The following is a 12827-nucleotide window of genomic DNA, read 5'->3' on the forward strand; positions in this document are numbered from 1 at the left end:
CGCCCTGGCGTACGGCATCCAGCTGCCCGTCCAGTCGCAGAGCACCCTGTACGCGGAGGGCTGGGAGGCCGGCGCCGGACCGCAGGACCTGGTGGCCGTGGCGCGGGCCGTGGACGGCGCCGGTTTCGACTACCTGGCCTGCTGCGACCACGTGGCCGTCCCGCGCCGGCTCGCCCCGGCCATGAGCACGGTCTGGTACGACCCCGTCGCCACCCTCGCCCATCTCGCCGCGGTGACCGAACGCGTCCGGCTGCTCAGCCATGTGGCCGTCGTGGGCCTACGGCACCCGCTGCTCACCGCCAAGCAGTACGCCACCCTCGATCACCTCTCCGGCGGCCGGCTGATCCTCGGGGTGGGTGCCGGGCATGTGCGGGAGGAGTTCGAGGCGCTCGGCGTGGACTTCGAGCGGCGCGGGGCCGTGCTCGACGAGACGATCGACGCGCTGCGGGCCGCGCTCGGGCCCGAGGAGTTCCCGGAGCACCACGGGAAGTTCCACGACTTCGACGGGCTGGGGCAGCGCCCGCGGCCCGCGCAGCCGGACATACCGCTGTGGGTCGGCGGCTCCTCGCCCGCCGCCGTACGCCGGGCCGCACGTAAAGGCGACGGCTGGCTGCCCCAGGGGGATCCGCGGGATCGGCTGCCCGCGCAGATCGCCCGGCTGCGGCGGCTGCGGGAGGAGGCGGGGGCGCTGGGGCCGTTCACCGTCGGCGCGATCACCGAGCCGCTGTACGTCGGGCGGCCCGGCTGGGAGGTCGGGCGGCGGACCCTCGCCGGGACGCCGGAGGAGATCGCCGAGTCGCTGCGGGCGTACCGGGCGATGGGCGTGGACCAGATCCAGGTGCGGTTCCGCAGCCGGAGCCGCGCCGAACTCATCGAGCAGGTCGGGCTGTTCGGGACTCAGGTCGCACCCCGGCTGCAGTGAGGAGGACACCATGGGCAAGCTGGACGGGCGGGTCGTCATCGTCACCGGGGCGGCGCGCGGACAGGGCGAGCAGGAGGCGCGGCTCTTCCGGGCGGAGGGGGCGCGGGTGGTCGTCGCCGATGTGCTCGACGACCAGGGGGAGGCCCTGGCCGAGGAGATAGGCGCGGTGTACGTGCACCTCGACGTGGGCACCGAGGACGGGTGGCGGGAGGCCGTCGGGGCCGTCAAGGCGGTGTACGGGCGGATCGACGGGCTGGTGAACAACGCGGGGATCCTGCGGTTCAACGCCCTCGTGGACACCCCGCTGGACGAGTTCATGCAGGTCGTGCAGGTCAACCAGGTCGGCTGCTTCCTGGGGATGAAGGCGGTGGCGCCGGAGATGGCCGACGGGGGCACGATTGTGAACACCGCGTCCTACACGGCCCTGACCGGTATGGCGGCCGTGGGGACGTACGCCGCGACCAAGCATGCCGTGCTGGGGCTGACCCGGGTGGCCGCGCTGGAGCTGGCGGCCCGCGGGATCCGGGTCAACGCCATCTGCCCGGGCGCCATCGACACCCCGATGTCCAATCCGGCCCGGCTGGACCCGGACGCCGACCCGGAGGAGATGAGCCGGGCGCTGGACGAGCTGTACCGCAAGCTCGTGCCGCTCGGGCGGGTGGGGCAGCCGGAGGAGGTGGCCCGGCTGGCGCTCTTCCTCACCTCGGAGGACTCGTCGTACATCACCGGGCAGCCGTTCGTGATCGACGGGGGGTGGCTGGCGGGGGTCTCGGTGATCTGACTGGCCGTCAGCTATTGACGGTCACGGCGGCCGGTGCGACAGTCGGCCGACGAACAGCATCTGACGGAACGTCAGAACTGACTGGGGACGGTGAACCGCCGTGGAATTCGGGCTCTTTGTACAGGGATACGTGGGCAAACGCGCCGAGACCGACCCGCTGGCCGAGCACAGGGCGCTGATGGAGGAGACCGAGTACGTCATCCAGGCGGACAAGTCCGGCTTCAAGTACGCCTGGGCCTCCGAGCACCACTTCCTGGAGGAGTACTCGCACCTGTCGGCCAACGACGTGTTCCTGGGATACCTGGCGCACGCGACCGAGCGGATCCATCTGGGATCGGGGATCTTCAACCCCCTCGCCCAGGTCAACCACCCGGTGAAGGTCGCCGAGAAGGTCGCCATGCTGGACCACCTCAGCGAGGGGCGCTTCGAGTTCGGCAGTGGGCGGGGCGCCGGCTCGCACGAGATCCTCGGGTTCATACCGGGTGTGACCGATATGAACTACACCAAGGAGATCTGGGAGGAGACGATCGCCGAGTTCCCGAAGATGTGGCTCCAGGACGAGTACACCGGCTTCCAGGGAAAGCACTGGCAGCTGCCGCCGCGCAAGGTCCTGCCGAAGCCGTACGGGAAGTCCCACCCGGCGATGTGGTACGCCGCCGGGTCGCCGCCGTCGTACGCCATGGCCGCGAGGAAGGGGCTCGGCGTGCTCGGCTTCAGCATCCAGAAGGTCTCCGACATGGAATGGGTGCTGGAGCAGTACAAGACGGCGATCGTGAACGCGGAACCCGTCGGGGACTTCGTGAACGACAACGTGATGGTGACGACCACCGCGATCTGTGCGCCCACGCACGCCGAGGCGATCGACATCGCCGTGCACGGGGGGCTGCACTACCTGCCCTCGCTGGTGTTCCGGTACCACGACACCTTCCCCCGGCCCGAGGGCTTCCCCGTGTGGCCGGAGACGCTGCCCCCGTACACGCCGGAGTTCGTGGAACTGCTCGTGGAGGAGGAACTGCTCATCTGCGGCGACCCCGACGAGGTGCTGCGGCAGTGCAAGCGGTGGGAGCAGGCGGGGGCCGACCAGCTGAGCTTCGGGCTGCCGGTGGGGGTGCCGAAGGAGGAGACGCTGCAGACGATCCGGCTCCTCGGTGAGCACGTGATCCCGAAGATCGACACGGATCCGGTCCACCGGACCTCGCGGTTCCGGGCAGCGGTTGCCTCGTAAGCGCCGTTGCGGGGCGCGGGTTGTGCGTGGCTGGTCGCGCCCACGCGGCGGAGCCGCACATCGATACAGCCCCGCGCCCCTCAGTAGGCGTCCCGCACGTGTCTCAAGGAGTTACCGCATGCTTGATCATGTCATCCGCGGGGCGACCGTCGTCGACGGGAGCGGCGCCCCCGCCCGCACCGCCGACGTCGGCATACAAGACGGCCGTATCGCCCGCGTCGGCCGGATCACCGAAGGTTCCCGCACCACCGAGGACGCCGCCGGTCTCGTCCTCACCCCCGGCTTCGTCGATCCCCACACCCACTACGACGCCCAGCTCTTCTGGGACCCGTACGCCACGCCCTCCCTCAACCACGGGGTGACCACGGTCGCCGCCGGCAACTGCGGGTTCACCCTCGCCCCGCTCCACCCGTCCCGGCCCGAGGACGCCGACTACACCCGGCGGATGATGTCCAAGGTGGAGGGGATGTCCCTGGTGGCGTTGGAGGAGGGGGCGCCCTGGAGCTGGCATTCCTTCGGGGAGTATCTGGACGCCCTGGAGGGGCGGATCGCCGTCAACGCCGGTTTCATGGTCGGGCACTGTGCCCTGCGGCGGTACGTGATGGGGCCGGAGGCGGTCGGGGGACAGCCCTCCGAGGAGCAGCTCGGCGCGATGGCCGGGCTGTTGCACGAGGCCATGGACGCCGGGGCCTGGGGGCTGTCCACCACCCAGTCGTCGACCCACTCCGACGGGGACGGACATCCGGTCGCCTCCCGGTACGCGAAGCCGGCGGAGCTGCTGGCCCTCTCCCGTGCCGTCGGCGAGCACGAGGGGACACAGATCGAGGGAATCGTCACCGGCTGCCTGGACCAGTTCAGCGACGACGAGATCGATCTGCTCGTGGAGATGAGCGCGGTGGCCGGGCGGCCGTTGAACTGGAACGTGCTGACCGTCGACGCGGCCGTACCCGGGCGGGTGCCACGGCAGCTCGGCGCCAGTGAGCGGGCCCGGAAGGCCGGCGGGCGGGTGGTGGCGCTCACCATGCCGATCCTCACGCCGATGAACATGTCCCTGGGCACGTTCTGCGCGCTCAACCTGATCCCGGGCTGGGGTCCGGTCCTCGGGCTGCCGGTGCCGGAGCGCATCGCCCGGCTGCGGGACCCCGCCGTCCGGGAGGAGATGCTGCGGCGGGCCCGGTCGAAGGAGGCGGGTGTCTTCCGGCGGCTGGCGAACTTCGGCCGGTACGTCATCGGGGACACCTACAGCGAGGCCAACCGGGGGCTCACCGGACGGGTCGTGGGGGACATCGCGGAGGAGCGGGGGCAGGACCCCTTCACCTGTCTGGTGGAGATCTGCGCCAACGACGAGCTGCGTACGGTGCTGTGGCCGATGCCCAGCGACAACGACCCCGCCTCCTGGGCGCTGCGCGCCGAGACCTGGCAGCACGAGGACGTGCTGCTCGGCGGCTCGGACGCGGGCGCGCACCTGGACCGGATGTGCGGGGCGCCGTACACCACCCGGTTCCTCGGGGACTGTCTGCGCGGCCGGAGGCTGGTCGGCCTCGAACAGGCGGTGAAGATGCTGACCGACGATCCGGCGCGGCTGTTCGGGCTGCGGGAACGGGGGCGGGTGCGGGAGGGCTGGCACGCGGATCTCGTCCTCTTCGATCCCGAGCGGATCGACGCCGGGCAGGCCCGGCTGGTGCACGACCTGCCGGGTGACAGCCCGCGCCTGGACTCCACGGCGATCGGAGTGCGGGCCGTGTGGGTCAACGGGGTCGAGGCGATCCGGGACGACGTGGTGACCGGGGCCGTGCCGGGGAAGGTGCTGCGGTCGGGGACCGATACCCGGACGGTGGGTACGCGGTGAGTCCGGTGAGCGACGGGCAGCGGCTGTTCGTCGGCGGGGAGTGGATCGAACCGGACGGCGGGCACTACCCGGTGACCGACCCGGCCACCGAGGACACGGTCGGCTGGGCGCCGGAGGCCTCGCCGGAGCAGGCGCGGGCGGCCTGCGCGGCGGCCCGGGAGGCGTTCGGGGCCTGGTCGCGGACCCGGCCGCAGGAGCGGGCGGCGGTGCTGGACCGGGCCGCCGGCCTCATCCGTGACCGGATGGGGCCGTACGCCGAGCTGGCCCGCGCGGAGACCGGCGCGACCACCGGGACCGCCCGGGCGATGCAGGTCGGGGTGGCCGCCGCCCGGTTCCGCCGGTACGCGAGCGTGGAGCCCGCCGAGTGGGCCGTCGCTCCGCAGATCAACGAGGCCGGGCCGATGGGGAGGGCCGGGGTGATGGGCGCCCTGGCCGTACGGCAGCCCGTCGGGGTCGTCAGCTGCATCACCTCCTACAACAACCCCTGGGCCAACCCGGCCGGCAAGGTCGCGCCGGCCCTGGCCATGGGCAACACGGTGGTCGTGAAGCCCGCGCCGCAGGATCCGCTGTCCGTCTACCGGATGGCCGAGGCGCTCCAGGAGGCCGGGGCGCCACCGGGCGTGGTGAACGTCGTCTCCGGGCGGGAGGTGGCCGTGGGCGAGGCGGTGGCCGGGTGCGACGACGTCGACATGGTCAGCTTCACCGGGTCCACGGCCGTCGGCCGGCGGATCGCCGAGGTGTGCGGGCGGGACATGAGACGCCAGCTGATGGAGCTGGGCGGGAAGGGTGCGGCGCTCGTGTTCGACGACGCCGACCTCGCCTCGGCCACCGCCGGCATCGGCACCACCTTCTCCTTCTACAGCGGACAGATCTGCACGGCACCGACGCGGGTGCTGGCCCAGCGCGCGGTGTACGCGCGGCTGGTGGACCGACTCGCCGGATACGCCGGCCGGTTGAAGGTCGGGGATCCACGGGAGCCGGACACGGTCGTCGGGCCGGTGATCTCGGCGGAGCACCGGGCGCGGGTCGAGTCGTACGTCGAACTCGGGCGGAAGGAGGGGGCGTCCGTGGTCGCGGGCGGGGAACGGCCACCGCTGGACCGGGGCTTCTACGTGGCACCCGCCCTGCTCGCCGACTGCACCAACGACATGCGGGTGGCCCGGGAGGAGATCTTCGGACCGGTCGTCGTGGTCGTCCCCTTCGACGACGAGGAGGAGGGCGTGGCCCTCGCCAACGACTCCGACTACGGCCTCATCGACTACGTCTGGTCCGGCGACGTGGCCCGCGCCTTCCGGGTGGCCCGGCAGCTGCGCGCCGGCGGCGTCGGCGTCAACACCGTCGGCCGCAACATGGAGGCCCCGTTCGGCGGCTTCAAGAAGAGCGGCGTGGGCCGCGACGTGGGCTCGTACGCCCTGCACGCGTACAGCGAGGTGCAGGCGATCGTGTGGCCGGGGTGAGCGGGACGTCCACCAGGGTGGGGTGAGCCTCACTGGGTGAAGAACGACGCCGGATGGCGGGGGTCGGACGTGCAGGTGAACAGACCGCCGTGGCTGAAGCGGCCGATGACCATGCCCACCGGCTCGCGCAGGGGGTCGCCCAGTGCGTCGGTGGTCTCCGTGTCGCGTTCCTCCAGCGGGCGGAAGCGGTGGGGCGCGCCGTCGGGGCCGAAGGTGCCGAGCCAGTACTCCGCCGAGTCGAACTGGAGGAACAGCTCCAGTGGCGACCCGCAGACGCCGCAGTCCAGGGGCTCCGGCCGGTCCGTCGTGCCCCAGCTCATGGCGCCGCCGAGCTTGTAGCCGGGGATCGTGGTGAGGTCGTCGGCCAGGCCCCGTTCCTCGAGCCAGGCTTCGAAACGGGCGCCGAGGCCGGCCGGGAGTTCCTCGTCGCCGGGGTAGTCCGTGACCCGCTCCGGGTGCAGGACGCAGGGGCGCGGGACCATGTCCGGTTCGTCGTCCCACTCCCCGGTGGGGTCCGGCTGCCCGGTCAGCGGGTCGGTGACCTCGGCCGCCCGGCGCCAGTGGAGCCGGCAGGCCTGGCCCCAGCCCTCCGGGTGCGGCTGGTCGTGCCAGTCGGGGCACCACAGCAGCTGGACGAGGTCCGTGCCGTCGGGGAAGCGGATCTCCGGGAAGTCGGCCGCGGTGAACTGGGCCACCGCGACCATCGGGAGCGTGTGCGCCCTGCCGTTCACGTCCGTGTGGTCGGCGCACTGCGGCCACGGTTCGGCGGCCGGCCACAGCAGCGGGCCGCCGATGTGGCTGTCGCGCGGGCCGGGTGTGCCGCGGCGCGGATGCAGCCGGACGGCGGTGCGGGCGTGCGGCAGCAACTCCGGGAAGTCCCGGCCGGGTTCGACGGCGGAGGGGGCGGTGGTGAGCTTCACGCGCGCAGTGTCGCCTCCGTCAGTCCCGCAGGTCCACCCGCACCGTCAGCAGGTCCGTGCCGAAGGCCCGTACCGCCGCGCTGTTGAAGCGGGGCAGGGAGCGCAGACGGGTCACCGGGTCGTCGTCGGGCAGGAGGTGCGCGGTGCCGTGGTGCCAGCGGCCGGCGATGCGGACGCGCACCCGGGGATCAGCCTGGATGTTGCGCACGTACTGCGACTTGTGACCGAACTCGGAGACCAGCCAGAAGGATTCCCCGACGCGGCGCCCGCCGACCGGTGTCTGCCGGGGCAGGCCCGAGGTGCGGCCGGTGGTCTCCAGGAGGGTCTGGAACGGCAGCCGCCGGTTCAGCGGGTTGGCGAGGTGCCGCTGGAAGCGGGTCACGAGGCGGTGCTTGAGGTCGCTGCGGCCTGCCATGTCTCTCGCTCTCCTGCTCCCGGGCGCGGACGGCGCCCCGCGTGGATGCTGTGTCGGCCTCGTGCGCGGCCTGTGACGTGCGGACGGTCGTACGAGGTACGCGTGTTAGCCTCCCCCGCGGACATGAGCCGGCGCAAACGGGGGAGCGTGATGGGCGCGTCTTCGGACGGTTACACGGTCAGGTCCGGCATGTCCGGCCAGGCGAAGGAACTGGACGGCGCCGGCGACGACGCGGGACGCATACACCGGGCGGTCGTTACCGACGCGTGTTACACGCAGGACGCCCTGGGCGGCGCCGAGTCGGCGGCGGCCTTCAACGCGTTCGCCTCGGCCTGGCTGGACGACGCGGCCACGCTGGAGTCGGCCCTGCGTGAACTCGCGGGCAAGGTGCGCCTCGCCAAGGGCGCGTACGGCGGCTCCGACCACGCCGTGGCGACGCGCGCCGCGGCCGTGTCCGCCGACGGGGCGGGCATCGGGAGCGGGATCACCACCCTGCCCACGCCCGTGGGGAACGCGTACGTCACCACCATGCCGACGCCCGCCACGGGCCCGAACCCCACCACCGTGCCGACGCCCGCCGGAGTCGGCGCCGTCACCACGATGCCCGTGCACGCCGACCGTCCGTCGGCCCTGACCGAGTACTGAGGGCGGGCCGATGGGACTTCTCGACCTGAACCCGCTGGGTGCCCTGGAGACCCCGGCCGGCCGCCGCTCCTGGCTGGCCGGCCTGTGCACGAGCATTCCCCGGGCCGGGGACAAGAACGACCTGTTGGACCAGATCGACCACGCGCTCCTCGTCCCCGCGCCGGTCGGTGACACGGCCACCCTCGAATCGCTCGGCAAGCGCTACCGCGACCAGGTCCACAACGCCGGTGAGGTGCACGACCGGGTGGCCAAGGTGGCCCACAGAGGTCTGCCGGAGGTCTGGGTCGGCGACACCAGCGTCCTCGCCTCCGACGGCGTGGCCGCCGCCGCCCGCGCCGCGACCAGGATGTCCGAGGCGTTCCAGGCAGGCGCGAAGGCGCTGCACGCGCTGGCCGACGCGCTCGGCACCGCGAAGAAGCAGGACGCCGACGGCCGCGCCAGGATGCGGCAGGCCAAGCAGAAGCTCGGCCCCCCGGACAGCTTCTTCGACATCGGCAGCCTGATCGAGACCGACCAGGAGAAGGCGGAGAAGAAGGCGGCCCTGGCCGCGGGCCGCACGCTCGCCACCGACGGGGTCGAGCTGATGCACAAGGCCGCCGTCGCCGCGGACGACGCCGTGCGCGCCGCGGCCCGCGACCTGAACAAGTGGGCGGCCGAGGCGCGCGCCGGGAAGATGCACACCGGCCGGCTGTCCGCGGTGGACCGGCTGATGCTCGCCGACACCAGTGGCAAGGCCGGCGCGGCCGACTACAACGAGATCCTCACCGCGAACGACCTGGAACGCGCCGGCCGGGCCATGGACGGGCTCTCGCCGGCCGACCGGGCCCGGATGGACCGGCTCCTCGCCGGCGCGAAGACCCCGCAGGAGAAGGCGTACCTGATGAAGGCCCTCGCCGCGGGCCACGGCGTCGACGACATCCAGACGTTCGACGGCAAGATCCACGGCAAGGACCCGGCCTGGCTGCAGCGGCACCTGTCGCCGATCGTCACCGGGGCGGACAGCCTGAAGGACGAGGGGACGGACCCCGTCAACGGCGCCAACCTCAACACCGAACTGCAGGACTTCGACGGCCAGGAGTGGGCCCAGGGCGGCGACGGACAGGAGGGCACCTGTGTCGCCTCCACCACGGTCACCGCGCGCGCCATGGTCGACCCCGTCTACGCCCTCTCGCTCACCGGCGGCCCCGGCGGGCAGGAGGACGACCCGGCGGCGTTCCGGCAGCGCCTCATCGCCGAACAGCACCGGATGCACGTGGAGGGCCACGGCGGTGCCCACTGGGACGGCATGGACCTGCGGGGCCAGGAGGTGATCTCCAACAAGGAGATCAGCCCGGAGACCGGCAGCTCCTACGCTCTGCACGAGGTCCGGGACGCGGACTCCCGGCGCACCATCCTGCCGGACATCGAGAAGGCGGTGGCGGACGGCAGGCCGGTGCCCTTCGACGCCGAGGGGTACGAGGCGGACGGTACGCGGCACGGGCACTCCATGATGATCGTCGGTCAGGAGGGCGACAAACTGGAGATCTACAACCCGTGGGGGAAGACCACCTGGGTCAGCGAGGACGACTTCGTCAACGGCGGCATGGCGAAGGCCAGCGACAACCGGCTGCCGAACGCGTACGCCGTGCACCTGCCGCAGGACTGAGAGACCGGGGAACCGACGACCGACCATGACTTCACGCACACCACTCCTCGGCCCGGCCGTGCTCGTCTGCCTGCTCGCCCTCACCGGCTGCGGGAAGGAGGGCGGGGGCGGCGGCACCGGCACGCCCCGCGTGACGGCGGCGCCCAGCACACCGGCCACGGCCGGCGGGGCTGCCGGTGCCGAGTACGGCATCGATCACCGGACCGTCACCGTCGAGCCGGGCAAACGGTTCTCCCTCACCGTCCCGTCGGCCGCGACCCTGGGCGAGCACTGGTACCTGGCCGACCCGAAGCCGGACGCGGCCGTGCTGACGTACCGGGGCGTACGGGAGTCCGGCGACGGCAGCGACCTCGTCGGCAGCACCGGCGGTACCCAGTCGTTCGGCTTCACCGCCCGGGCGAAGGGCAGGGCCACGGTACGGCTGTTGCACTGCCCCCTGGACACGTGCACCGGCCCCGGCCCCCACGACCGGTCCACCCTGGGCCCCAGCCCCAGCCCCGGCGGCACGGCGTCCCCGTCTCCGTACCCCACCTTCACCGCCGTCCCGCACGCCCATGTCGGCGCGGGCTTCTACGTCTTCACGATCACGGTCCGCTGACCCGGACGACCGGAACCGAGGCCCTGATGCCCCCAGTCCCCGAAAGCCGCACCGACGACGAGGTCCTGGCCGCCACCGACGTCGCCGTGCTGCTGCGCTACGGCCTGACCCGGGAAGCCTTCCGCACCGCCCTGTTCGGGGACGGTGCCATCGCCGCCGCGGTCACCCTCGACCGGCTCGCGGTGCTGCCGCGCTCGCTGGTGTTCGTCGCCGGGATCGTCCGCTCCGGCGGTCTGGCCTACGCGGCCGGGCTGTCCGAGCCACTGCCGTCCCCGGAGCCCGCCGAGCTGCTGCGCGACTGGCTGACCGGCGCCGCGCAGACGGCGACCACCCCGGAGGCCGAGGAGCGGGCCGCCCGCTGGCTGGAGGCGGTCGCCGGGATCATCGCCCTGCGCCGGACCACCCGGGAAACCGCCTAGGCGTCGTCGTCCACGAGCCAGTTGCCGTGGAACCCGAACGGCACCCGGGCCGGCAGGTGGACGGTGGCGACCGGAGGGGCCGTGAGGTCGTCGGCGTCCAGGACGACCAGGTCGCTGCGGTCGGTGGCGGCGTCGTGGACGTACGTCAGGAGCCAGCCGGGTCCGCCGGGGGTGTCGTCGGCGGGGGCGAAGGCGGCCTCCCCGGGGGTGCGGCCGGGCCCGAAGTCGTGTGCGGCGGCGGTACCGGAGGACAGGTCGTAGCGGACCAGTGAGGTGCCGCTCGTCATGTGGCCGTGTCCGGCCGCGAGACCGGTCAGCCGGTCGTCGACGCGCGGGAACTCGCCCGGCCGGTCGTCGCACTGCTCCTCGCGGACCGTGCCGGCCGCCGGGTCGACGGTCCACTTCCACAGCACGGCCTGCTGGGGCCGCGTGCCGCCGTCGGGGTCCCGGCGCCACATCTCCGGGTAGCGCATCACGTGCAGGACGACGGTGCCGTCCGGTGCGTCGTGGGCGTTGAGGACGTGGAAGACGTAGCAGGGGTCGACGGGGAACCAGCGGACCTCGCCGTGCGGGTCGTCGCGGCGCAGCAGGCCGAGCCGGGCGCCGTACCCGTCGTCCCAGCTGTACGGCATCGTGCCGCCGGCCAGGGCGAGTTCGACGTCGAAGACGACCGGCAGGTCCATGAAGACGACGTGCCCGGCGGTGAGCGCGAAGTCGTGCAGCATGGTCGGCCCGGGCACCTCGATCGGCCTGCTGAGCGTCAACTCGCCCGTCGCGTCGGCCCGGTGGTAGGTGAGGTGGGCGGGTTCCAGCATGCCGTAGCCGAAGAAGTGCAGTTCGCCGGTGGCCGGGCAGGTCTTCGGGTGGGCGGTCATCGCGGTGGTGAGGCGGCCGTCGAAGTCGTACGGGCCCCGGGTGTCCAGGTCGCGGGTCAGCTCGTAGGGCAGGGCGGTCTCGACCAGGGCGAGGGTGCGGCCCGCGTGCCGGACGACATGGGTGTTGGCGGGGCCGGCGGTGAGGTCGCGCCGGCCGTGGTCGTCGTACATCCGCGCCCCCTGGGTGAGGCGGCTGGTGCGGACCCAGCGGTTGCGGTAGGAGACGGCCCGGCCGCCCTCCAGGCGCACCCCGTGGACCATGCCGTCGCCGAAGAACCGGTGGCCGGAGGCGGCGTCGGCCGGGTTGGGGCCGTTGCGCAGGTACCAGCCGGCCAGCTCGGGCGGGAGGGCGCCGGTCACCGGCAGGTCGTGCGCGGTGAGTTCCTCGGTGACGGGGCGTGGTTGCCGCTCAGGTGGCGGGGCGCGGCGGTCATCGGGCGGCCTGCGCCTTCGCCTGGGCGCGGGCGACATAGCGGACGGTGAAGACCATCGGGACGGCGAAGCCGGCGATCTGGACGAGGGTCGCGGGCGTCGCGTGGGCGTGCCCGGAGTGGTCCAGGAGGGCGAGGACGACGGCGGTCACGGCGAACGCGGCGGTCCATACGGCGGTGATGACCACGTTGATCCGGATGAACGGCTTCAGCGTCCAGTACGCGCGCGGTGTGGTGCGCTTGGCGATGCCCAGGGTGAAGGGCCGGCCGACGGCCAGGGACAGCCCGGCGATGACGGCGAGGGTGCCGGAGGAGAGGGCGGCGGAGTAGTCGTGCACGCCCGAGTGCGGGTCGGTGAAGGCGATGGCCGCGAGCACCGCGAAGAAGACCGCCGAGCCGCACTCGATGACGAGGGCGTCGAATCCGGCGCCGTCCCGCTTCTGCTGGGCGATGAGCGCCACGGACACCACCAGGGCGGCCAGGGCGCCCCACTGCCAGTTCCCCGAGGGGATGACGGCGAAGACGATCCACGGCAGGAAGGTGCGCAGGTACGACATGGTTCCCCCGGTCACTTTGGGTTCCGAACTCGACATGTCAAAAGTAGAAGGTCGACTCTCGACATGTCAACAGTGGAAGGTAAGGTGG

The 12827-nt window shown here is 72.7% G+C and carries 12 protein-coding genes and 1 pseudogene; 9 read left to right on the plus strand and 4 right to left on the minus strand.

Translation table 11 applies throughout. The annotated features are described in order from the left end of the window. Positions 1-4 precede the first annotated feature (4 nt). The 5 genes from ACWC94_RS01460 to ACWC94_RS01480 all read left to right on the plus strand — a co-directional run bounded on the left by ACWC94_RS01460 (position 5) and on the right by ACWC94_RS01480 (position 6234). Positions 5-922: an LLM class F420-dependent oxidoreductase gene (locus ACWC94_RS01460; RefSeq protein ID WP_450794598.1), complete on the plus strand. Its 918-nt coding sequence runs from the start codon at positions 5-7 to the stop codon at positions 920-922. Positions 923-932: 10 nt separating this feature from the next. After that, complete coding sequence (locus ACWC94_RS01465) at positions 933-1703, plus strand: SDR family NAD(P)-dependent oxidoreductase (protein ID WP_450794299.1); 771 nt, start codon at positions 933-935, stop codon at positions 1701-1703. Between the two features lie 100 nt (positions 1704-1803). Next, a complete protein-coding gene (locus ACWC94_RS01470; RefSeq protein ID WP_450794301.1) occupies positions 1804-2928 on the plus strand; it encodes an LLM class flavin-dependent oxidoreductase in 1125 nt (374 codons plus the stop codon). Between the two features lie 118 nt (positions 2929-3046). Next, positions 3047-4777, plus strand: coding sequence for an N-acyl-D-amino-acid deacylase family protein (locus ACWC94_RS01475; protein WP_450794302.1), 1731 nt, complete (start codon positions 3047-3049; stop codon positions 4775-4777). Continuing rightward, positions 4774-6234, plus strand: coding sequence for an aldehyde dehydrogenase family protein (locus ACWC94_RS01480; RefSeq protein WP_450794303.1), 1461 nt, complete (start codon positions 4774-4776; stop codon positions 6232-6234). The genes ACWC94_RS01475 and ACWC94_RS01480 overlap by 4 nt, the downstream gene beginning before the upstream one ends. 29 nt (positions 6235-6263) lie before the next feature. On the opposite strand, the gene ACWC94_RS01485 is transcribed toward ACWC94_RS01480, so the two are convergent. Then, a complete protein-coding gene (locus ACWC94_RS01485; RefSeq protein ID WP_450794304.1) occupies positions 6264-7154 on the minus strand; it encodes a DUF1963 domain-containing protein in 891 nt (296 codons plus the stop codon). Between the two features lie 19 nt (positions 7155-7173). Next, positions 7174-7569, minus strand: coding sequence for a nitroreductase/quinone reductase family protein (locus ACWC94_RS01490; RefSeq protein WP_450794305.1), 396 nt, complete (start codon positions 7567-7569; stop codon positions 7174-7176). 150 nt (positions 7570-7719) lie between these two features. Between ACWC94_RS01490 and ACWC94_RS01495 the strand changes: the two genes are divergently transcribed. The 4 genes from ACWC94_RS01495 to ACWC94_RS01510 are packed head-to-tail and all read left to right on the plus strand — an operon-like array spanning position 7720 to position 10876. Beyond that, the gene (locus tag ACWC94_RS01495) at positions 7720-8214 is read left to right on the plus strand and encodes a hypothetical protein (RefSeq protein ID WP_450794306.1); all 495 of its coding nucleotides are present in this window, start codon (positions 7720-7722) and stop codon (positions 8212-8214) included. A 10-nt stretch (positions 8215-8224) separates the two neighbouring features. After that, complete coding sequence (locus ACWC94_RS01500; RefSeq protein WP_450794307.1) at positions 8225-9859, plus strand: peptidoglycan-binding protein; 1635 nt, start codon at positions 8225-8227, stop codon at positions 9857-9859. Between the two features lie 25 nt (positions 9860-9884). After that, on the plus strand, positions 9885-10457 hold the full coding sequence (locus ACWC94_RS01505) for a protease inhibitor I42 family protein (protein WP_450794308.1): 573 nt from the start codon (positions 9885-9887) through the stop codon (positions 10455-10457). A 26-nt stretch (positions 10458-10483) separates the two neighbouring features. Further along, entirely contained in the window at positions 10484-10876 is a 393-nt protein-coding gene (locus ACWC94_RS01510; protein WP_450794309.1) for a hypothetical protein, read from the plus strand. Here the strand turns inward: ACWC94_RS01510 and ACWC94_RS01515 are convergent. Together ACWC94_RS01515 and ACWC94_RS01520 are read right to left on the minus strand one after the other, a co-directional pair. After that, positions 10873-12185, minus strand: a pseudogene (locus ACWC94_RS01515) (carotenoid oxygenase family protein). The gene ACWC94_RS01510 and the pseudogene ACWC94_RS01515 sit on opposite strands and share 4 nt — an antisense overlap. Beyond that, the gene (locus ACWC94_RS01520; protein WP_450794310.1) at positions 12182-12754 is read right to left on the minus strand and encodes a hypothetical protein; all 573 of its coding nucleotides are present in this window, start codon (positions 12752-12754) and stop codon (positions 12182-12184) included. The pseudogene ACWC94_RS01515 and the gene ACWC94_RS01520 overlap by 4 nt, the downstream one beginning before the upstream one ends. Between the last annotated feature and the right edge of the window lie 73 nt (positions 12755-12827).

It is taken from the genome of Streptomyces sp. NPDC001135, from assembly GCF_053598395.1.

Excerpts from the sequence above, each read along its gene's own strand:
- ACWC94_RS01475 (WP_450794302.1), top strand. The coding sequence starts at position 3,047 with ATGCTTGATCATGTCATCCGCGGGGCGACCGTCGTCGACGGGAGCGGC.
- ACWC94_RS01510 (WP_450794309.1), top strand. The coding sequence starts at position 10,484 with ATGCCCCCAGTCCCCGAAAGCCGCACCGACGACGAGGTCCTGGCCGCC.
- ACWC94_RS01500 (WP_450794307.1), top strand. The coding sequence starts at position 8,225 with ATGGGACTTCTCGACCTGAACCCGCTGGGTGCCCTGGAGACCCCGGCC.
- ACWC94_RS01495 (WP_450794306.1), top strand. The coding sequence starts at position 7,720 with ATGGGCGCGTCTTCGGACGGTTACACGGTCAGGTCCGGCATGTCCGGC.
- ACWC94_RS01505 (WP_450794308.1), top strand. The coding sequence starts at position 9,885 with ATGACTTCACGCACACCACTCCTCGGCCCGGCCGTGCTCGTCTGCCTG.
- ACWC94_RS01490 (WP_450794305.1), bottom strand. The coding sequence starts at position 7,569 with ATGGCAGGCCGCAGCGACCTCAAGCACCGCCTCGTGACCCGCTTCCAG.
- ACWC94_RS01465 (WP_450794299.1), top strand. The coding sequence starts at position 933 with ATGGGCAAGCTGGACGGGCGGGTCGTCATCGTCACCGGGGCGGCGCGC.